Here is a 20,914-nt window from a genome sequence, read left to right as displayed (position 1 = left end):
CCGCGCGCATAATAGCCCGGAGCGACTGAACATGCCCAGCCTGACAATCCAGAACGTCACGAAAGTCTACCCCACCGGCCGTAAGGCACTGGATGGAGTGGACTTGGAGATTGGCGAGGGCGTTTTCGGCCTGCTCGGGCCAAACGGCGCAGGCAAGTCGACCCTGATGGAAATCCTGGTCGGCTCGCTGGGATTCGAGGCCGGGCGCGTGACGTTCGATGGGAGCGATGTAGGCCGGCACCCGGTGGCATGGCGCCGCCGACTGGGCTACATGCCCCAGACGCTCGATTTCGTCCCGAACCAAACCGGCGAGGAGTACCTGCAGGAGTGCTGCCTGCTGTCCGGCTTCACGCCCAGATCGGCGCGGCACCGGATTGCGGAGTTTCTCGAGCGCGTGAACCTGACCCACGCGGCGAAGCGCGCCGCGACGGGCTACTCGCGCGGCATGAAGCAGCGCCTTGCGATCGCCGCAGCCCTCGTGACGGACCCGCCGCTCGTCCTGCTGGATGAGCCGACGAGTGGCCTCGACCCACGCGAACGCGTCTTCTTCCGCGAACTGCTGGCGTCGGTCTCTTCCGGGCGCACCGTGATTCTCTCCACGCATATCGTGAACGATGTCGAGCGCTGCTGCGGGCAGATCGGCGTCCTGGCCGATGGGCGGATTCTGTTCACCGGCGCACCGCAGGAGTTGATCCGCGGCGTTGAGGGACGGGTGTGGGAGACAACACTGCCGGCCGACCAGATCGACGAGTGGGTCGAATCCGGACGCGTCGTGACGATGCGCGAGGAAGCCGGCGAAGTCCGCGCGCGCCTTGTGTCCGCCGATCAGCCGTTGCCAGGCGCACGACAGGTCGATGCCGGATTGGAAGATGCCTACATGCACGCGGTTGGGCCCGAAGGCCTCCGCGCGCCGGCCATGGAGATCGCCGGATGAGCGAACGCGAAGCCATGACTGAACCGCCTCGCGTCAGCGCCTGGCTGCGCCGCACGGGCCGACGCATCGGCTTGTGGCGCGACCCCGCGTACCGGCGCGACATGTTCCGCCTGGTCATCCTTGGCCTGCGCGGCATGGTGGGCGTACGGCTCGGCGTGGCGCTGGTGCTGCTGGGGGCGGCAGGCTTGTATCTGCTCTGGCAGGCCGTCGATTCCGCAACGGGCGGTTACGATCTGTTGGCGCGCTTGTTCGGCATCGCGACGCTCCTGATGGCCGCGCCGATGTACGCCGCCGAGCAGAAGCAAGGCACATTCGAACTTCTCTGGCTCGCGACGGGATCGCGGCATGGCTTGATTCTCTACAAGGCCGCCACGCTGCTGTTCGGCCTCGGACTACTGATGGTTCCGTCGGTCTTGTTCGTTTCCTGGTTCATGTACGGAACGCTTCCGCCTGTGCAGGCCCTCTTCTTCCTGATCACGAACTCGCTTTTCATCGTCGCGCTGATGGCGCTGGTGGGAACGTACCTGCCGCAGGCCTGGGCCGGCGGCCTGATGGGTGCGGCCATCGTGGTGGCACTTTATCTGGCGATGGGCCATGCGGTCAGCGTCTTCAACCCGTTCCTGAATCCGCTGCAGAACGTCGGCCCTCAAACGGTTGGCGGCGGCGCGTTCGCCACGCATGTCTCCGCAGCACAGTTGGCCGGACCGAACCGGATCGTTGTGCTGATCTTCTCCTGGGTGATGCTGAACATGGCCGGCAAGCGCCTGCGCCGCGCATTCCGGGATTAGCATAACCCCCTCTGATCGCCTGCAAACATCCGTTTCTCCCTGTTTCTCTTGAGCCACATCGCGTCGCCGGGTCTATATTGAGGATGGAACGTGTGCGTGTGTGCGGACGTTCCGACTCCTCGTAATGGAGACGTTCGCCTCGATGCCCGAACCCACACAGGAAGACATCAAGCTGCTCGGCATTCTCGTCAGCCGAGGATTGGTCACTCCGGATCAGTCGAATCGCGTGAAGCGCGTTCTCCACACAGGCATGGAGTTGATCGATGCGCTGCAAACGACGCCGCTTGTCGAGCCGCTGCAATTCATGAAGGCACAGCAGATTCATCAGGCGCAGGATTCGGCCCCAAAGGATCCCGTCGAGCGAGACGATGAGGGCGTCAACGTGATGGACTTGGAAGTCGACTCGGAACTGGACTTCGAGTCGTGGAAGCCAACCCCCGTCATTCCGAATACCGGCGAGGAAATCGTCGAGCCGACACCCGAAGCGGCAGAAATGACCGATCAGGCGAAGCTGGTCGAATCGGATTTCGATCTGGACGAAGAAGACTTCCACGATATTCAAACCGGCCCATCCGCGCATCCGCCGGTCTCTTTGGTCGACCCCGATCCCGAGCCTGAAGAACCGAAGTATCAAAGATTGGACACCGACTTCGATATCGAGTTGGAAACTCCCGCGGTGGAGGTGCTGGAGGACGCGCTCGACGACGAGTTGGAACTTCCCGGCATGTCAAAGGAAGCCGTACCGAAGTTAGATTCCGCGGAAGTCTCCAAGCATGCTGCGACGCAGGAACCGATCGCATTGCCGCGAGACAGCACTGGGTTTATTCGGCCGGGCGTGTCGGCGGGCGTGTTCGATCTGGCCAACGATGAAGGCATCGCCGTGATCGGCCAGGCCAACCATCTGCTGATCGGTGTGATTCAGAAGAAACACGCCGCGGTGCTGCTTCACCAGGCCGGCAACGACAGTCGCGTCGATCACGTAGATTCCGCTGGTCATGTTGCGGAAACCGAAAACATGGGCCCGGAAGCGATGAGCAAAATCATCAATCGCCTGAAAGTCATGGCACGCATCGAACCTTGGAGAAAGACGTCCCTGCAGGGCGGCTTCTATATGCTGGATAAGGGGATCGAATACACGGCGATAGTGGAAAGCGGATCGGGAGAGAACGAAGAGACGCTGCAGATCACGATTCGCCCCGGGCGTGTATAAGTCGAACACACCAAGCGCAAAGAACGAAGACGGGTCCGACACACGGACCCGTCTTCTTGCTTCTGAGGCCTTCAACTTCATCCTTACCAGACGATGAAACCAACGGGCAGAGGAGGAGCCTCTCCCATCTCGATGATGTCAACATCGTCGATGTACCACCCGTCGTCGCCGAAGGAAACATCGGCACCAACGCGCCAACGGAACTTCACATTTTGGCCCGCGTAGCCCGAAAGATCCACGAGCACGCGCGACATGTCTCCCTTGGTTCCATTGATCCAAGCTTCACGGGAATCGGCACCGCCGGGCAAAGGATTCTGATACTGAGAGGGAACAGCACCGTTGTATCCTCCGATGACGATATCTGTACCGAGATCGGTCCAGGTCGCGCCGTCGTTCGTCGAGATTTCCAACACGCCGCCATCCCATCCGCCTGACTCGAATTCATACGTGTGCCAGAATGAGAGGTAGGGATCCGTCGTCGGAATAGCGACTGACGGAGAGATCAACGATGTATCTGTTGTTTCTCCAAGGTCCGGGCCGAAGAACACATGGGTCGGGCTGTGCGCAACTGCACCATCGTCCAGCCGAGCCCAATCGGCATTGGTCCCCTGATCCACCTGGGTGATGAATCCCTGCTCGCCTGGCTCGAAATCGAAGAACGCGCTCGATGTCGAAGCAAGAGTCTTGAACGTGTAGCAGCTTCCTCCATCGTCGTCGATGCCGGAGTTCCCCGCAGCGTCGGTGACCTCTATGTTCACGAAGTAGTTTATGCCTGGCAATAGATTCACCAGTTCTGCCTGATAGGTATTGGTACCAATGGTCGTGTAAGCGAATGGATCGACCTTTCCGCCACATGACATCATGACATTCACAACGCCCTGGGAGGGCTCGCTGGTCGTGAAGCGAATGACCGCCGCTGTGTCGACGATGCTCGGGAATGCAACCGATGTGACTTCCGGCACAGAGCAATCATAGTCCGCGAATGCCTGCAATTGCGAGGATTGTCCAGGGGCTGGATTCGCGTCGACATACGTCACGGTGATCTGCGTTTCGCCATTGATCTCGATGATTCCATTGGAGGGAGTCGGCGCGGACTGCGAGACCACGATAGAGGTCGAGTAAGTATAGTTCGTTGTCTTGAAGAGTGTAACGACTTCCGACTCACCTTCACCGGTCGTCAGTGTCACAGTGAGTTGGGTATCGGTCGTGTTGCCATCGAACAAACCGATCTGTGGATTCGAGGCGCACGAGTAAAGCGGGCTGTCCAGTGACAACTGCGCATCAATCGGCGCACTCATTCCGCCGGACGCCACAACCGCGTAACCCTGGTTGCTCGACATCGCATTCACAGTCGTGCCCTTGACGCGAATGGTATAGGTTCCTGTTGCCGGCGTGTTCCGCAGGAACATCTCGACATTGTTGATCGTGTCGGCACTTCCATCTGTTGCGGATTGCCCACCGGTAAAGACATTACCTTTGAAAACCGAGGCGTCGGGAGCAACCACTTCAAGGTCCAGGTTGTTCACTGGAACCGTGGAGGCGTTGCGCGCCACCGGCGGATCCATCCACACGAGCGTCACGCGCAAAGGCTCTGCGCCGTTGGTGACTTCGATCTGGAACTCGTGTTGTCCGCCCTGCGTGACTCCTTCGTTCGCCGAACGACGTGCATCGTGCAACCACGTCCGTCTCGTATCGCCCTCGAAGTACAGTGCGTTGTCGAGAACCAGACGTCCCCATCCTTCCGTGTCCGACGGATAGCCGGTGATTCCGGTCATGTCGACGGCACCGTTCAGGATCGTCGCCTTCAACAGAGCGCCGGACGGGACAAATTGAAGGGAAGGCGTCGCAACTCCTCGCGGATAGAAGCCTTCCGTGTAGTACTGGCGAGCCAACGCCGCTTCGCCGGTGATGGCGGGCGAGGCCATGCTCGTGCCAGTCATCGCAAGTACGTTGCACGTGCCGGGATAAGCACTGATCGTCGACGTACCAGGTGCGTAGATCTCGGGCTTCCTGCGACCATCGGCCGTCGGGCCGCTGCAACTTCCACCTATCGTTTCGTTGTTGAAGTTCGGAGCCCGATTCGCGTTGCCCACTGCGAGAACATTCTTCGAGTTCTCCGGTGTATAAAGAACGTTCGAGGCGTTGGTGCTGGCGAACGCCACCATTCCATTCTCGTTCTCCCAGGTGAACGTGTCGATATCTACGCAGAAGTACGTGTAGTTTGTGATGTTGTCGTCGCCGTAGGAATTCGTGTGAACGAAGGCGCCGTCGTTCTGCGCGGCGGTGAACAGATCGGCCAGGTTCGTGGGCGTGTCGCCGATACCGAGCAGAATATTGTCGGCCGTGTGAGACAGCTTCGCCATGTAAGCGTGCCCGGCGTTGTCTGTGCTTCCGCTCACGTTCAGGCCGGCTGCTGTGCCGGCCGTGTGCGTGCCGTGCCCGTTGCCACCCATGGAACCGCGATACGCGACGATCTTTCGATGCGAAGGACCAGGCGTGTTATTCGTCTCGTCGCGAAAGTAGCAACTGCCGATGTCTATGGATCCGTCGATGTGCCCAATCACTTGGCCTTCACCGTGAAGGCCATGCGCCCAGATCGAACGATTCCCATCCTCGCCGGACTGGACAACTCCCGTGCAGGAGTTGTTGCGGCGAGTCACTTGCGGACGCGGCTCGATCCACTCGACCTCGCCGAGCGACGCCGCCTTCGCCAGGAGACCAGGCGACATGCGAACGAGCAGGCGCTGCGCGCCGGAGGACTTTGGAACCTGTAGAATCTCCGCACCAAGCAAGCGCAATTCCTTGATCGCCACGTCGCGCGATTCGCCCTGCCAGACGCTCACGAGGACATCCATGTCGTCGTTGCGCTTCGTGCGGAGGGCGGCTTCGTCCATGACGAAGGGATCGACCTTGAAGCCGGGAAGGAAGTCCGACGTCCATCGGACGTTTGCGCGAGACGCCGCACCGGCAGCGTTCTTGTTCGATGACCGGACGGCGTAGGCATTGTTCGGAATCGGAGCGAGGAACTCGTAGCCGTCCGCCTCCCACCGATCCAGGTCGGCCGGGGTCGGCTGGTTCGCAAACTGAACGATCATGTAGTGCCGCCCGGAGGCAGAACGCCGCGCCGGTGCGTCGAACCCGGCGGGCAGTTTGAACTTCTCGGTCACCGGATCGATCTCGCCCGCCGAGAGCATCAGCAGATTCTTCGAACGGGCAGCATCCTGGTAATAGGTCGTGACGGCTTCCCGATCGATAATGGCAAACGAGGGGGAGGCGGTGAGTGTGCCTATCAGAAGGGCCAATCCCATAGCCCCGGCACGAACGGTCATTTTGCGCATACGAATCATCACTCCAATAAAGTGGGGCAGATTTCCCCTATTGTAAAGTGGAGTGGAACTCAGGCCGGACGACACGTCAAGCCGATGAGTCCGGGGCAGGATAGTCGCTATCGTTGGCTGGCCGCCACGGCCGCGCCCCTGCTCGGAGACATAAAGCCAATGGATTCAACAAAGAAACGGCCGAGCCTCAAAAGGCCCGGCCGTTCAAACCAGACTGCCAGAATTCAGCTTACGGCCTCGGCAACGTGCCCGGATCGTCCAGATTGATCTCGGTCGGGCCGGAAGGCGTGCTCTCTGTCGGCGCGCTATCTTCCTTCGTCTCGGGCGCACTGATGAACTCCATACGCGGCTCGTCGTCCGGGCCCCCTCGGATGTCCGTATCGATCGTGCCGTCGGAGCGCTGCTCGATAATGAACGAGTCCATGTTCCAGATATGCAAGGTGCCGCTTGGGTCCTGCTGACGAATGTCCGGATCGACGGTCAGGGTGATCTTGCCTGTCGCGAGGTCGTAGAGCATGCGCCCGCAGTCGGCCTCGATGCCTTGCTTCTTGATGTAGACATTGTACAGCGCCTCAACCTCGCCGGCTGCGGCATCGTAGGTCAGCTCATCGCAGCGAAGATCAAAGGTCTCGCTATTCAGGCGGATGCTGCCGGTCGCGTGGAAACGCCCCATCTCGCCCTCGCCGGCGGATGCCATCGAGACTTCAGGCTCCACCGTGCCGCGCGGCGCGGCGTAAATCTGCACTGTATCGCCCAGGCCGGCGAATCCCTCGGTCGGATCGCCGGAGGCAGTCGTGCCGGACTTGGTTTCGATGTTGATCGAGATCTCGCGCGGGCCGCGCAGCATCATCAGCGCGCCGCCGTCTTCGTCCTTGTCCAGTTGGAAGCTCTGCATGCCGTCGAAATGCAACCGGTTGTCCTCGGTTGCGTAATCGACCTTCGGGGTGCCGGTCAGATTCGCCGAACCGGTATCGATGTGGAACAGGGCCTCGTCGGCGCTGGCGTTCACGCCCTCCTGGCGGATCACGACGCGATCCTGGGCGAAGATCGTCTGCGCCGCGGCATCGAAGACCAGGTGCAGGCACTCCAGGTAGAGCTGCGGGCTCTCGAGCGTCAGTTCGCCGTGCGCTTCCAATTGGCGAAAGCCGCCTTCGGGACTGGTGCTGGCCTTCACGCTGGCCGGTTCGCCGGATTCCGGGTGCGGACCGGTGACGAAGGTCACCTTCCCGCCTGGCCCGGCAAGCTGGTTGAAGATGCCCGGACTGCCGGACGCCTCCTGGGCAGGAACCACAGCGGCCAGCCCAAGGCTCAACGCCGCACCGAGAATCGTCGCTTTCAATCGTAGGGTCATCCGGGTCACTTCCTGTCGCTTTCGAATTCAACCGTCACGGGATCGTCCTTCAGAACGTAGTACACCCACTCGGCGAAGTTCTGGTCGGTAGAAAACGCGTCGCCGCTGATATCGATGCGGTCGGACCCAACGAGGGCCCGCTGCTCGAACTCGCCGAGAGAAATGAACTGCTTTTGCCGTTCACTCCAAAGGAGGTTCGACGTGCTGAGCTGCCCGCGCATCTCAAAGCCGAACCGCACGCGGCTCTCGTTCATCGGATCGGCCAGCAGCAGATCGCCACGCGTCGGGTCGATGATCGCAGGACCTTCCTCGTCGCCGCCGAGACCGCGAATCCAGCTCTTGATCTCGTCGTGAGTCGGCGCAACGGGAGCGATCTCCTCAACGGGAGGAGCCTCGCCGTCGATGTAGTACCGACTCATCGGGGCGGTGACACTGATGGTCTCGCCGGAATCGGGAAGGAGAATCTCCATCGTGATGTCGTGCGCGATCAAGGACTGGCCCGTCTCATCCATGCGGGCGGTGTCGGCTTTGACATGCTGGAGCACCAGCGTCCCGGAGGTGTTGAGGATCTCCAGGTCGTTAAAGTGCAGGCTCTGCCAGAGGGACGTGTCCTGGGCGGCGGCTGTGCCGCTCAGGAGGAGGAATCCGGCAAGGAGGGCAACTGCTCCAGCGGAATGCTGTATTTCTTTCGTTTGTGCCATCGGCGATGCATCCACATCCATTGGTCCGGGTCTCTGCGGATGGCGGCTTCGATCCGGGCCGTGTATTTTCTGGTCAAATCGACCGCTTGAGCAGTCAGAACGTCGGGGTCCTTCGATGCGGCCGGGACCTCCAGTGGCTTGTCCACATGGACCCGATAGGTGCCATCCTCCGCCCGGGTGCAAAAAATGGTGGTGGTAATGGCCCTGGACTGCAAGACAAGACGCGCTGGCCCAAGCAACGTGTGCGCCGGATGGCCGAAGAAGTCGATCTCCGCCCCTTCGCCGCGAAGGTTCTGGTCCACCAGCATCGCCACCAATCCGCCCTTGCGCAACGTCCTGTAAACCGATAGCCCCGCGTCTCCGCGATAGATGATTCGGGCGCCGTGGAACTCGCGCCACTTCTTCATCAAGTCGCTGATCAGTTGTTGATCCGACTCCCGCGCAACGACCAGGAAATCCCCCGGAAGCTGCCGCTGGGCCAACTGAAGCAGCAGTTCCCAACTGCCATGGTGCCCAGTCATCAGCAAGCAGCCCCGCTTCCCGCGATCGCTGATGACGTCGAGGAACTGGGCCATCCCCTCCTCGCATGGCCAGTACTTCGCGTCCCACTTCTCGTCGAGCGAGGGAATCCAGAAGAACTCTCCCAGGATCGCGCCGGCGTGCTTGAACGAGTTGCGGGCCCACTTCCGGCGCTGCTCGGGATCCACGTCCGGGAAGGCCATCTCCAAGTGTTTCAGTACTCGACGGCGCCGTTCGCCCACCAGATACCAAGCCAAGAGGCCAAGCGTCTGCGTCGTCCCGCGCACCAGTCGGAACGGCAGTTTCGGCAGAATCGACGCCCCGAGAGCCGCCGCGCGAGCCACCATGCGCTTGCGGAAGGCGCGAGTCTTTGTCTTTGGCTTGACCGCCATCGGTCCCTTCCCATGCGAAGTGGGCGAAAACGTAGAGGACCCCCGGCCACGGGCACAAGCGCCGAGTGATGGGGAGAGTCCTTGGCCCCCTTCGGGGACTGCCGGGAGCCGTTCCTGTCCCCGGGCTCCCATGTGTCGGCCGGGGCCATTCAACTGATCCTCCTCCGGAGGAATGTGGGGGGCAAAAACCTGCCATCTGTACCGCGGAGACACTCGTCCGCCCATTCCACCCTCGAAGGCAAGAACACTGGCCGAGCGGACAGGGTGACGCAGGATGGACCTGAACCCATCCACTCGTCCCCCGAAGGCGGCGAAGGCGATGGGTGGTGTCTAACTCTGGGATGTGCCGGTTGTCCCCGTCTTGCGGGGCTGGTCCCGGTCTTCGGGCGGCTTGCGGATCGGTTCGGCGGGCTGCGCGATGCGATCCAGCTTGTGGGTCTTGATATAGAAGGTCGGCTGCAACTCGGCGCGGGCCAGCCCGCGGATGTGGCGGATGACGCGATCGAACACGGTCAGGTACCGCATGAAGAACATGCCGTTGATCGCATCCTCGCTGCCTTCGAAGATTCGGCTGTTGAACTCTTCCTTCAGCTTCGACACGCGCCGTTTGTAGTCCTTGCGCATGACGAGCAGCTTCTCCGCGTGCTCGCGGAACTGCTCCTGCGTCGGATCGAGCGACTCGACGGCGACCTTGAGCATCTCAGAAACCAGCGCACCCAGTTCGATCAGGCGATTCATGCTGTCGTCGTCGAACCAGATTTCGCGCTTCACCTTCGCGCGCGTCAGAACGGAAATTGTCTCAATGTGATCGGCGATGCGCTCGACGTCGTTGGAACTGGAGATTAAGTGCTGCAGCAACACGGACTGGCGCTTCGAGAGTTTGCGGCTGGCAATGAGAACGAAGAAATCGTCCAGCGCGTGCTTGATCTGGTCGACGGCGGCTTCGTCCTTCCGAACGCTTTCGAACTCGCCCAGGTCGAGAGACACGGTGGCCTCCATAGCCTTATCGAGCATTCGCCCGCAGATGCGCATCTTTCGGCGCATTTCCTGGATCGACGCGAGAATCGCCAGTTCGGGCGTGCGCACCAGGGACGGGTCGAGATGACTGGTTTCGTCGGGAACTTCTTTCGAGGGAACCATCAGCATGATCAGCTTCGAAAACGGCCCGGTCATGGGAAGAACGACGAGCGAGTTGAAGACCTGGACGAAGGTGTGCACGTTGGCGATCTGGCGCACGAGACTGTCGCTCGTCATGGGGATAATCTTGAAGTATATTGGCGACATCGCAGCCGCCAATATTGCACCCAAGACATTAAATGCCAAGTGCGAGACCGCCGCTCTTCGCGCATTCACGTTCGTGCCGATCGCACCCAACAGCGTGATAAACGTCGTTCCGATGTGCGCGCCCAGGACGATCGGGAAGGCTTGCGAGATGCTGGTGATGACACCGGCGTCCGCCAGCGCGTACGCGATCGCCACGGTCGCTCCACTGCTCATCAGGACGCCGGTAATCACCGTGGAGATCAGAATGCCCAGAATCATTCCGAAGAGCACCTGACCATCGATCTGAGAAAGAAGCGTCTGGAAGAATTCCGAGTGCTTCAGCGGCGCCAACGCATCCTTCATCAGTCCGAGGCCGACGAAGAGAAGGCCGAACCCAAGCAGCACGGTACCGGCGTGCTTGATTTGTTCGGACTTCACGAACATGCGAATGACCGCCCCGATCGCGATGGCAATCGGGGCGTAGGCCACCAGGTCGAACGCGACCAACTGCATGGAAACGGAGGTGCCAACGTTCGCGCCGAGCATCACTGCGATCGACTGCTGCAGGTTGATCAAGCCGGCGTTGATGAAGCCGACGATCATCACCGTCGTCGGGCCGCTATGGATCGCCGTGGCGATGGCTGTGCCGCCAATGATGCCGAGAATTGGATGTGCCGTCAGCTTCTGGAGCGCCGTCCGCAAATGATGGCCGAGCGACTGCTGCAGACTCTCGGTCATCAGATCCATGCCAAAGATGAAGAGCCCGATCCCGCCCAGGGCAGTCAACATCATCATCATGGATTCGGCAAACGTCACTCTCGGCACTCCTGGAGTCAAAAAAGTCGGCAGAGACAGACCCCTGCCGCCAGCGCAACCAAGTACCTTCGCGAAACCGCCCCCGAAGTGCAAGAGGAAGAATTCCCCCATGCGACTCAGGGCGACTCACTGTTTGGAACAATCGTGTCATCCCGCAATGCGTTTCAGGTACTCTGCCGCATTCTCCTCCACCCCGATTGACAGCGCCGCCGTGTCCGAACGTAACATGGCGATGCGATGAAACACAGCGATGCGCCAAAGAATCCCGAGTCCGCACTGAACGTCATGCCCGGCGTCAGCATCGATCCCGCGCGCGTGGTTCAGCCCCGTGCAAAGCGCCGCCAGTTGTCGGTCGACGAGCACGTGCATGGCGTTCTGAACGGCGATCGCATTGTCCTGGCGCGGACGATTACGCTGGTTGAGAGCTCCAACCCCGAGCATCGCCTGAAGGCGCGCGAGGTGCTCGATCGCCTGGCACCGCACACGGGGAGGGGCTATCGCGTCGGCATTACGGGCGTGCCGGGCGTCGGCAAGAGCACCTTCATCGAAGCGCTGGGAATGCAGCTCGTCGAAGCCGGCAAGAACGTCGCCGTACTGGCCGTCGACCCTTCCAGCCAGGTTTCCGGAGGGTCCATTCTTGGCGACAAGACGCGCATGGCGCGTCTGGCAACCGAACCGCGCGCGATGGTGCGACCATCGCCATGTGGCGGTTGGGTCGGCGGTGTGGCGCGCGGAACGCGCGAGGCGATGCTGGTCTGCGAAGCCGGCGGATTCGACGTGATCCTGGTCGAGACGGTCGGTGTCGGACAGTCGGAGACCCAAGTGGCCTCGATGGTCGACTGCTTCCTGCTTCTGATGCTTGCGGGCGCCGGCGACGAACTTCAGGGCATCAAGCGCGGCATCATGGAGTTGGTCGACGTCATGGCGATCAACAAGGCCGACGGCGAAAATCGCCTCCGCGCCCAGCAGGCTCGCTCCGAGTACCTCGCGGCGCTGCGCATGTTGCCGCCCGCGACGGCGGACTGGAAGACGCCCGTGCTGGCGTGCTCGTCGGTGGCCGGCGAAGGCGTCGCCGAGATCTGGAGAGCCGTCGAGCAACACCGCGAGCACCTGGATGATCGCGGATTGCTGGACGAGAAGCGCCGCCGGCAGGATTTGTACTGGATGACGCAGACCCTCGAGCAACTCGTCCGCGATCGCTTCTATGCCCGCCCGAATGTTGCCGAAGCCCTGCCCGGCGTTCGTGAGGATGTTCTGGCCGGCCGTATCTCCCCCACCGGCGCGGCCGAGCGCCTCCTGGAGCTCGGGGACGGCTGACCGCCCCCTCAAGAACCCCAGTTATCCCTTGCCATCTCAGGCCTTTAGGTGCTCCCCGGCACCTGGTCCACCGCCCCCGGGGTGGTTCTCCTTGCGCCCCTGCCTGCTGCAGCCGAGACTTCCCCCGGAGGTGGGCGTGCGCATTGGTCTGGACACCCGCCCCGTGGTGTTTCTATAGGTCGCTATTGTGAATTGTCTGGCGAGAGGCCCTCGAAACAATGATTAATCCCGACGTTGAACGGCGGTACGCGGACTGCTCGGAACTGGTCGATGCGTGGAAGAACTTCCTCGACCTGTTCAACAAGGCAGTCCACAAGACCGTCGAACTGAACCCGCAAATCGAGCAGGCCTTCATGGATGTGAAGGCTCGCATCGCGATGCTCCACGACTCGTTCATGGAGGCGGTTCGGCACGACAAGAACGTCGCTCAGAACATGCTGACAATCGTCAACCGCTCGATCACACTCCGTCACCTGCAGCGCATGGGACAGGCGGATATGAAGAAGATCGAGATCGAGTGGCACGAAACTTATCTGCTGCTGAATGAAACAGTCAGCCACCTGGGCGAAGAGCGCGAGCGTCTGGCCAATATCAATGAATTCAAGTACAAGATGAGCAAGGTCACGGAGCGTGCGAAGCTGAACGTCAAGCACTTCGTTTCCTCCATCTACTTCAAGATCCTGGTCGTTATCATTGCGTTGATTTTCATCATCTGGGGCATCCCGGCCTTCGACATCTACGATTACAACAACCTGCGCGACATGAAGTATGTGGGTAAGCCCTATAGCGCGCTGCTGGATCTGAAGCGCGACCTGCTCCACCTCAGCGGCCCCTACAGCACGATGCAGAAGTTCGAAGACAAATACTTCGCGACCCCTCCCGATGGATTCACCATCGAGGACGGTCTGGAGGCCTCCCCCCAGGTCATGCAGTTGTTCCAGACGATGGACGTAAACGGCCAGTCCGGTATGCAGGTTCTGCAAGGCGCCAGTTCCAGCGCCGCGCGCAATATCACACCGCCATCGGGCCCGCCCCAGGTACAGACCTATGCCTTCTACTGGAAAAATGCCGGTGTGCCGGCTCAATTCGCGTTGGCATATAATGACAACAATCAGCCCAGCGATGTGCGCCAGTACCGGACGCAGTACACGATGTTCTTCGACAACAACGTGCTGATTATTCTGCGCATGGGAACCGACTCCGCCCAGAACATGATCCGCCAGCAGGTCTTCAAGAAGTAAGAGACAACGCCACGATGAATGATCGAATCGCCGCATGGATGACCCTCCTGGACTCGGGAGTGTCCCATGCGGTGATTTCGCGTCTGACGACCGCTTTCGGCGGACCGCAGGAGGCCCTGGCCGCTCGAGATTTCGATTGGGCTGAACGAGTCAACCTGCGTCCCGAGCAGATCCGTCGCCTCCGCGATTCGCAGAACGACGCCGCGCGCCTTCGCCGCCAGATCGAAGAGTTCGAACGCCACGAAATGCACGTGCTGGAGCTCGGAACAGATGGCTATCCGGCAGGCGTCGCCCGCCTGACGCATCCCCCGCCAGTTCTGTTCGTCCGGGGAGAACTCGTGCCAGAAGATGAGTTGGCGATCGCACTGGTTGGTCCACGAATGGCCACGCCGTACGGGCTCGAAGTCGCCCGTCGTCTGGCGACGCAGTTGGCACCGGTCATGACGGTAATCAGCGGCCTGGCCGTCGGGATCGACTCGGCCGTTCACGCCGCCACAATGGACGCGGGCGGACGAACGATCGGCGTCGCGGCCTGCGGGCTGGATCAGGATTATCCGAAGGGCAACAAGGACCTGCGCGAGCGCATTATCACGGAACGGGCCGGAGCGATCGTCACCGCATACCCGCCACTGACCAAGACCGCAACGCACCAGTTCGCGCCGCGCAACTACGTGGTAGCGGGACTGTCGCTTGGCGTCGTTGTTGTGGAAGCCTCCGAGAAGAGCGGCGCGCTCGTAACAGCGCGCGCGGCGGCCGATGAAGGACGCGAAGTCTTCGCCGTGCCGGGCGATATCACGCGCCGCAACAGCCGAGGGACGAACGCATTGATTCGCGACGGCGCCGCGCTGATCACGACCGCGGACGAGATCCTGGTCGAGTTGGAACCGGTTCTGACGGCAGAACTTTCTCGCCTCCGCAGGGATCGGGAAGAGGAAGTCCCCGGCGCAGAACCACCGCCCACGAATCTCTCCCCCGCCGAGGAGTTGGTCCTCGAATTCATCCGCCACACGAATCGCCAGTACGACGAGATCGTCGGCGAGTTCGTCCCCGACCAACTCAGCCTCGGCGAACTGACCGGCGCGCTGCTGACGCTTGAGTTGAAGTCCCTGATCAAACAACTGCCCGGCAAGGTGTTCATGCCGCGGTGAGAGGGGCGTCTTGGCCCCCTTCGGGGACCGGAAGAAGCGCTCTCTTCTACCCCGGGCTCCCTGCGGTCGCCCGGGGCCATTCAACTGCTCCTCCTTCGGAGGATTCGGTGAACACGAACCCAAGCCGCAGAGGCAGAGGCTCAATCAATCATCTGTGAACCTCCTCCCGGAGGACGCAGTCTCGAAGCAGCCCATCTTCCCGGAAATAGCCCCCGATAGGGGGGCTTCTACCTCGGGCCATTCAACTGCTCCTCCTTCGGAGGATTCAGGAGACACAATCAAGGCGAGATCTTCGTCAACAGTCTGTGGCTCTTCTTCGTAGTATTCCATTTCACCTGTGGAACCGGCGACATCCGGAGAGATGTCCCCCGATAGGGGGGCAAAGCTGAATGGCCTCGGGTGACCGGCCATCCGCCGCAGCTTCAGCGGAGGCGGAAGGGCGGGAACCCGAGGTAGACAGAGAAGAGCACGCCGTCCCTGAAAGGGGCAAAGATGGCTTCTGCCAGCCATCCAGTCCGCGTCGGTGCCCCCGCGCCAGACATTACCATTGACACTCGTCATTCCGGCCTGTAACGAATATGCATGATTTGTCGCGTGCTCGTGACATCCCTATCTATCATCACCATCTGGCTATGCGGCTGCTTCGGCCCGACGCCGATGGAGCCCCTTGTGCTGCGCGGAGTCCATCCGACGCGCATTGAGTCGCCGGATGGGCTGGAGATCGAATGTCGACTCTACTCTGACAGCCCGCCGAGCATAAGCATCTGGGTGAGCACCAGAGATTCGTCAGCTATTACGACGTGGACGCTGATCCAGCACACAGGACATCCCGGTGGGGTGGGCGAGCCAACTGCATTTCTGACCTACTGGTGGCAGGAGATAGCTCTTCAGAAGCCGGATGCAACTGTCCCGCGGGAAGGCAGGCGCTTTGCCAAAACGCTTCTGGAATTCCGCCGCGTCGGCAGTCCCCGTCCAGCGGTCGTGCGATACCTGGTTTCGTGGGCGCGGTTTGATGTGATGGATGATCCACCTGGTCCGCCCATTCGTTCTTGGTGGATGGCAACCACTTATCCGGCGTGGGGACTGTGGCGGGATATTCTGGATGCGCCAGTGACGTTCTTGAGGCGAGGCGGCTTCGATGAGAATCATGGTCTCAAGAATGCAGCAGAGACTCCCGTCATGGTGGGGCTATTCCTGATCCTCGGCGGATGCACGATCGGCGCACCGGTGGCGGCGGCTGTGCTGATCTCTCCCTGGTGGGTCGCAGTGCCGGCGGCGATCGTGGCTCTGCCTATCGGTGCTCTGACAGGATTCACACTTGGAGTCTGGTACACGCTGGCGACCGGTCCGCTATTTCGCCTCCTCGTCGATCCTCCTCAGAATCATCTCCTCCGCGGCGGGGTCGACTCGAAGGACTACTTCCCCAACTGGCGTTTCGGAGTCTTCGACCGCACCCGCGCGCCGATCAAACGCATGCCCAGCGTGACCGGCGATACCCACTGGGTGGTCACCGAAATTCGCAGGATTCCGTAGGACATCGAGTACGAGTTCGAGTGCCGCTTCGCTGAGTACGAGTACGCCCCCTGAGACCGCCACCACCGCAGGGCGTTCTGCTTGTTTCAAGATCGAGGCGCGCAAGGCGGGGCTTGAGGGAGCGTACTGAGGTACGTGGCCGAGAGACGCGACCGCAGCGCAACGAAGAGATTGGAGCAATGAGAACGCCCTGACATGCACTTCGGTTGTTGACATTGTTCCGCGCGACACGTCATCGCGGAGGGCGTGACTGTGGCGTTCTCCCCACGGCAATCCTGCTGACGAGCGCATCCGATGTTCGACCGATTCGTGCACCTTGGAGGGCGAAGCGATTTCAGCCTGGGCGAGAGCCTGGCGCGCGTGGAGCATTTGTGCCGTGCGGCCGTGCGGCACGGCCAGGACGCCATGGCGCTGGTCGACACGATGACCGTGGCTGGAGCCCCAGGGTTCGTGGCCGTGGCAAAACGCCTGGGAATCCAGCCGATCCTGGGTCTCGAAGTCGAAGTGCTCCCCTTTGGGACAGACACATTCGCAGGCCGCACGATGCGCGTGCGGTTGCTCGCGATGGATCAGACGGGATGGCAACGCCTCGTCGCGCTGGTGAACCGCGGGCAGGATCGCGTGCTGGAGCGTTTTCCCGCGCACCTGACGTGGGAGGAGTTGCTGGCTGAACCCGCCGGATTGCTTTACCTGGTCGGCGGCGAAAAGGGCGAACTCACCGAACTCGTTCTCGGCAAATGCGTCGAAGAGATCGAAACGTTCGTCGACGGATTGCTGAGCGCGGTCCCCGCGGAACAGATTTTCCTGTCCTTGCCCGCGCCCACGCCGGAGATCGGCAAGCGCGCCGCAAAGGGTCTGTGGGCGGTGGCAGCGCACTATGAACTGGCCCCCGTGGCTGTGCCGGAGATTCACTGCGCGGGACCGGAGGATGATGCGGCGTGGCGTTTCTACCGCCAGGAAGTCGTCGACCTGCCGAATCGCCCGCGAATGCTCGGCGAGTTGCAGCGCCCGCTGCATGAGCGCGCCCATGTCGCCAGCACCGAAGCGATTGCCGAGTGGTTTGCCGATTACCCCGAAGCCATCGAGAACACTGGCCGCGTGGCCGGCCTTTGTGATTTCGATTTGCCGCGCGCCGCTCGTCGCTTTCCGCGATTCGATTTCAGCCGCGGCGTGGATGCCGAGTCGTTTATCTGGAACCAGGTTTTTGCCGTGGCTGGCGAGCGGTACGGCGATCTGCCGAGCAGGTGGCGCGAACGTCTGAATCGCGAATTCCGCGACATCGAAGCGGCCGGGCTGGCGCCGGCCATCGTCTGCCTGGCGCGATTGAACGAAGAGTTCCGCGATCGCGGCGTGCTGCGCGGTCCGGGAGCCGGCTTCCTGACAAACAGCCTTATTGCGTCGCTGCTGGGCCTGACCCGCGTCGATCCGCTGCGATTCGATCTGCCGTTCGCACTGCCCGAAGGAACCGAACGCCAGTTCCCGCTATTGGAGTTCTGCGTCCCGCGCACGCAGGCCGACGAGGCCGTTCAGGCGCTGGACGATTTGTTCGAAGGCCGCGTCGTGTCGGTCGGCAAATGGAAGCGCTGGACGACGTCGGCGGCGCTCGAGCGCACGCTCGAACTGGCCGGCATGGACAGCAAGCGCGCGCGCCACCTGGTTCGCAGCACCGAGTGGACGACCGCGAAAGAGGCGGCCGATCTGGCCCCGCCGAACGAAGAACCGGATCCCGATCTGCTGCTGACGGATGTGCGGGCGCTCGCGTGGATGACGCGCCGGCTGGATGGGCGCGCGCGAATGCTGCGACCGGTCGAGAACGAATTCACATTCTGCGTCGAATCGATCGAGAAGACCCTGCCTCGCACGGCGCTGCCGGGCGGCGGTGTTGTCAGCCAGTGGGACGCCGAAGCGCTGGAAGGCGCGGGCTTCAGCCGCATCGCGCTCAGCCACTCGCGAATGCTCGACCTGGTGGATGAGGCGACGCGCTGGGTTCGGGAGCAGGGCAACCGGCACTTCGATCCCGAATCGATCCCGCACGACGATCCGAAGACCTACAAACTGATTCGCGAAGGCAACACCCAGGGCATCTCGATCCTGGAGCCGCCGACGGTGAAGCGGCGCCTGCGCAAGCTGCAGCCGTCGGACCTGACGAGCCTGATCCGCGTGCTGAACACCAAGAGGCGCAGCGTCGACTTCGGCGATTTGCTGATGGCCCACTCCTGCGCGGGCATCAAGGCCACCGACACGTCCGCGTACCTGGCGGCCGCGCTTAGCGATGCCGGCGATGACGGCCGTCGGCGCACGGCACTGCTCGGCGAAGCGCGCGCGCTCGGTATCGAAATCCGACCCGTGGATCTGAATTGTTCCACCTGGCGATGGGCCCCCGAAGACAACGCCGTGCGCGTCGGCTTCCAGGCGATCGACAGCTTCTCCAAGATGGCCGCGGATGAACTGGAAACCGTTCGGCGCGAAATGACCTACAACGATCTGGCCGACCTGCTGCGCCGCACCGATCCCCGTCGCCTGCGCACCAGCCACATCGAACGCTTGATCCGCGCGGGCGGACTCGACTCCGTCGGCGAGAGCCGCAAGGAGTTGCTCGCGCAGCTCGAAAAGCTCGATGGATTGCTGCGCCCGCGTCGGCGTCGCTCGGCTACGGAAGATCCGCTGCAGTTCTTCGGCCACGGCACGGAATGGTGGCTGGAGAATCAGGAAGACGGGGGACCGGTCATCGCGGAACCGGAAGCAGAAACCGAGGAGTGGCTCGCGGCAGAAGAGCGCGAGGTTCTCGGGTTCGAAACGGCCATCGACCCCTTGCTGCTGCACGAAGACTTCATCGAACGCGCCCAACTGCGCCCGCCGCGCGATCTGGCCTTCCGCGATCGAGGCCAGGACGTTTGCCTGGTCGGCACGATCGACGCCGTGGAAAAGGAAGAGGACGACGAGTGCCTGGCCGATCTGGCCGGATGTCTGATCGAAGCCTCCGGTGCGCGCGCGCAGTTCCTGACGTCGGACAATCTCGCCGGTCGCCTCGTTGTCGTCACCGGACGCCTGCGCCGCGAAGACTTCCAATGGGTGCTGCGCGCACACGCTGCGGAAACGCTCGAAGCGTGTGTGATTCGCGCCGAACGCGCCACGGAACTCGAGATCGATGTCAGCCGTCTCGAAGGCAAACACCTGAAGCGACTGCTGACATTGTTGAAGGACTTCCCAGGCCACACCGGCCTGCGGCTCCGCGGCGAACCGCTCGACCCGCCGCGCATCTACCAACGCATCGCCGGCCGCAAGATCACTGTGTGCCCGCTGCTCGAAGCCGGCCTCGACGCCACCGCCGGCCCCGGCCGCTGGCGCGTCTACTGCCCCCCCGCCGAAGCACCGACAGAGGATGCGGTGGAAGTGGCCGCGCGCTGATCGCATCTGATTCCGGCAGTTCCCGCTCACCACCAACAACAAACCACCCGGGCACCATCGCATCGGTGCCCGGGTGGTTGTCTTCCTCAACCCCAATTCGGGGTGTTACTCGTACGCGTGCCAGTCGGTGACGGCGGAGAATGAGGTGATCGTGATGGTGCCGCGCATAGCGCCTGTGTGGATTTCGCAGCGATAGCCGGGGGATTGGCTGGCGGTGCCTTCCAGGGCCGCGATCAGCGAGGCGGACACGGTGAAGGTCACGTCGTTGCCGTTGTCTTCCCACTGCACGTCGACGTCGGCTTCCATCGAACCGGAGTTGCTGCCCTGAGCAAGGAGCACGGTGTCGCCGGCCGCGGTGGAGCCCTTGGCGATCAGCGCGAACGGATGCGCACCCGCCGCGGAGTTGGTGAACGTGTAGCGCTGGCCTTCGACGAGCACGATGTCCGGGTTGGGATTGCCGGATCCCGTCTGGCCGATCGCGGGGTCCGTCGTGGTCTGGATGAACCACGACGGACCGGAGCCGACGCCCATTACAACCTGGTCGTCGGACACCACGATGCTGGCAGAGGGCGTGAGCAGGATGACTTCGTCGGCAATCAGCGTGAAACCGTCGGTGTCGATACAGCCGGTGGCGCGAAGTTCATCGTCGAAGGTGAGGCCTTCGAGCGAGAACGGGTTGCCGTTGATGTCCTCGAATACGGTGGTTTCGGTGGTCTGGATGGGCCAGCAGGTCAGGAAGAACTGGGTGGGGTCGTCCCAGTGGGGAATGAACTGTCCTTCGTAGGTATCGGTGCAGGTCCCCGCGGCGGCGGAACCGATCATTGTCAGCATCAAAACGGCCATCACAAGCATTCGTCTCATCGGGTGAGTGTCCTTTCATCGTGGTGTTTGATCCTGTTGTGGCGGCGAAGTGGTGTTTTTTTCGCGTAGGTCGAAAAAAAACCGCATGACCGGC

The 20,914-nt window shown here is 61.9% G+C and carries 14 protein-coding genes; 8 read left to right on the top strand and 6 right to left on the bottom strand.

Annotated elements, in window-relative coordinates; translation table 11 throughout:
- Positions 1-31 precede the first annotated feature (31 nt).
- The 3 genes from KQI84_09855 to KQI84_09845 all read left to right on the top strand — a co-directional run bounded on the left by KQI84_09855 (position 32) and on the right by KQI84_09845 (position 2,932).
- On the top strand, positions 32-934 hold the full coding sequence (locus KQI84_09855; protein ID MCB2155180.1) for an ATP-binding cassette domain-containing protein: 903 nt from the start codon (positions 32-34) through the stop codon (positions 932-934).
- Positions 931-1,722: a hypothetical protein gene (locus KQI84_09850; GenBank protein MCB2155179.1), complete on the top strand. Its 792-nt coding sequence runs from the start codon at positions 931-933 to the stop codon at positions 1,720-1,722. Before KQI84_09855 ends, KQI84_09850 begins: the two co-directional genes overlap by 4 nt.
- Positions 1,723-1,864: 142 nt before the next feature.
- The gene (locus tag KQI84_09845; GenBank protein ID MCB2155178.1) at positions 1,865-2,932 is read left to right on the top strand and encodes a hypothetical protein; all 1,068 of its coding nucleotides are present in this window, start codon (positions 1,865-1,867) and stop codon (positions 2,930-2,932) included.
- An 83-nt stretch (positions 2,933-3,015) separates the two neighbouring features.
- On the opposite strand, the gene KQI84_09840 is transcribed toward KQI84_09845, so the two are convergent.
- From KQI84_09840 to KQI84_09820, 5 genes are all read right to left on the bottom strand, one after another.
- Complete coding sequence (locus tag KQI84_09840) at positions 3,016-6,270, bottom strand: S8 family serine peptidase (GenBank protein MCB2155177.1); 3,255 nt, start codon at positions 6,268-6,270, stop codon at positions 3,016-3,018.
- 229 nt (positions 6,271-6,499) lie between these two features.
- The gene (locus KQI84_09835) at positions 6,500-7,621 is read right to left on the bottom strand and encodes a hypothetical protein (protein ID MCB2155176.1); all 1,122 of its coding nucleotides are present in this window, start codon (positions 7,619-7,621) and stop codon (positions 6,500-6,502) included.
- Between the two features lie 5 nt (positions 7,622-7,626).
- A complete protein-coding gene (locus KQI84_09830) occupies positions 7,627-8,322 on the bottom strand; it encodes a hypothetical protein (protein MCB2155175.1) in 696 nt (231 codons plus the stop codon).
- Entirely contained in the window at positions 8,253-9,233 is a 981-nt protein-coding gene (locus KQI84_09825; protein MCB2155174.1) for a lysophospholipid acyltransferase family protein, read from the bottom strand. Before KQI84_09825 ends, KQI84_09830 begins: the two co-directional genes overlap by 70 nt.
- Before the next feature lie 330 nt (positions 9,234-9,563).
- Positions 9,564-11,312 (bottom strand): Na/Pi cotransporter family protein, encoded by a 1,749-nt coding sequence (locus KQI84_09820; GenBank protein ID MCB2155173.1) that lies wholly within the window; start codon positions 11,310-11,312, stop codon positions 9,564-9,566.
- A gap of 285 nt (positions 11,313-11,597) precedes the next feature.
- On the opposite strand from KQI84_09820, the gene meaB reads away from it, so the two are divergent.
- The 5 genes from meaB to KQI84_09795 all read left to right on the top strand — a co-directional run bounded on the left by meaB (position 11,598) and on the right by KQI84_09795 (position 19,959).
- Complete coding sequence (gene meaB / locus KQI84_09815; protein ID MCB2155172.1) at positions 11,598-12,629, top strand: methylmalonyl Co-A mutase-associated GTPase MeaB; 1,032 nt, start codon at positions 11,598-11,600, stop codon at positions 12,627-12,629.
- Between the two features lie 218 nt (positions 12,630-12,847).
- Positions 12,848-13,870: a hypothetical protein gene (locus KQI84_09810; GenBank protein MCB2155171.1), complete on the top strand. Its 1,023-nt coding sequence runs from the start codon at positions 12,848-12,850 to the stop codon at positions 13,868-13,870.
- Between the two features lie 14 nt (positions 13,871-13,884).
- The gene (gene dprA / locus KQI84_09805) at positions 13,885-15,018 is read left to right on the top strand and encodes a DNA-processing protein DprA (protein ID MCB2155170.1); all 1,134 of its coding nucleotides are present in this window, start codon (positions 13,885-13,887) and stop codon (positions 15,016-15,018) included.
- A gap of 582 nt (positions 15,019-15,600) precedes the next feature.
- The gene (locus KQI84_09800; protein MCB2155169.1) at positions 15,601-16,551 is read left to right on the top strand and encodes a hypothetical protein; all 951 of its coding nucleotides are present in this window, start codon (positions 15,601-15,603) and stop codon (positions 16,549-16,551) included.
- A gap of 294 nt (positions 16,552-16,845) precedes the next feature.
- Positions 16,846-19,959 (top strand): PHP domain-containing protein, encoded by a 3,114-nt coding sequence (locus tag KQI84_09795; GenBank protein ID MCB2155168.1) that lies wholly within the window; start codon positions 16,846-16,848, stop codon positions 19,957-19,959.
- Between the two features lie 105 nt (positions 19,960-20,064).
- On the opposite strand, the gene KQI84_09790 is transcribed toward KQI84_09795, so the two are convergent.
- Complete coding sequence (locus KQI84_09790) at positions 20,065-20,820, bottom strand: hypothetical protein (protein MCB2155167.1); 756 nt, start codon at positions 20,818-20,820, stop codon at positions 20,065-20,067.
- Positions 20,821-20,914: the final 94 nt, after the last annotated feature.

The organism is bacterium, assembly GCA_020444065.1.
Lineage (GTDB): Bacteria > Sumerlaeota > Sumerlaeia > SLMS01 > JAHLLQ01 > JAHLLQ01.
This window is presented reverse-complemented; position numbering and strand designations above follow the sequence as displayed.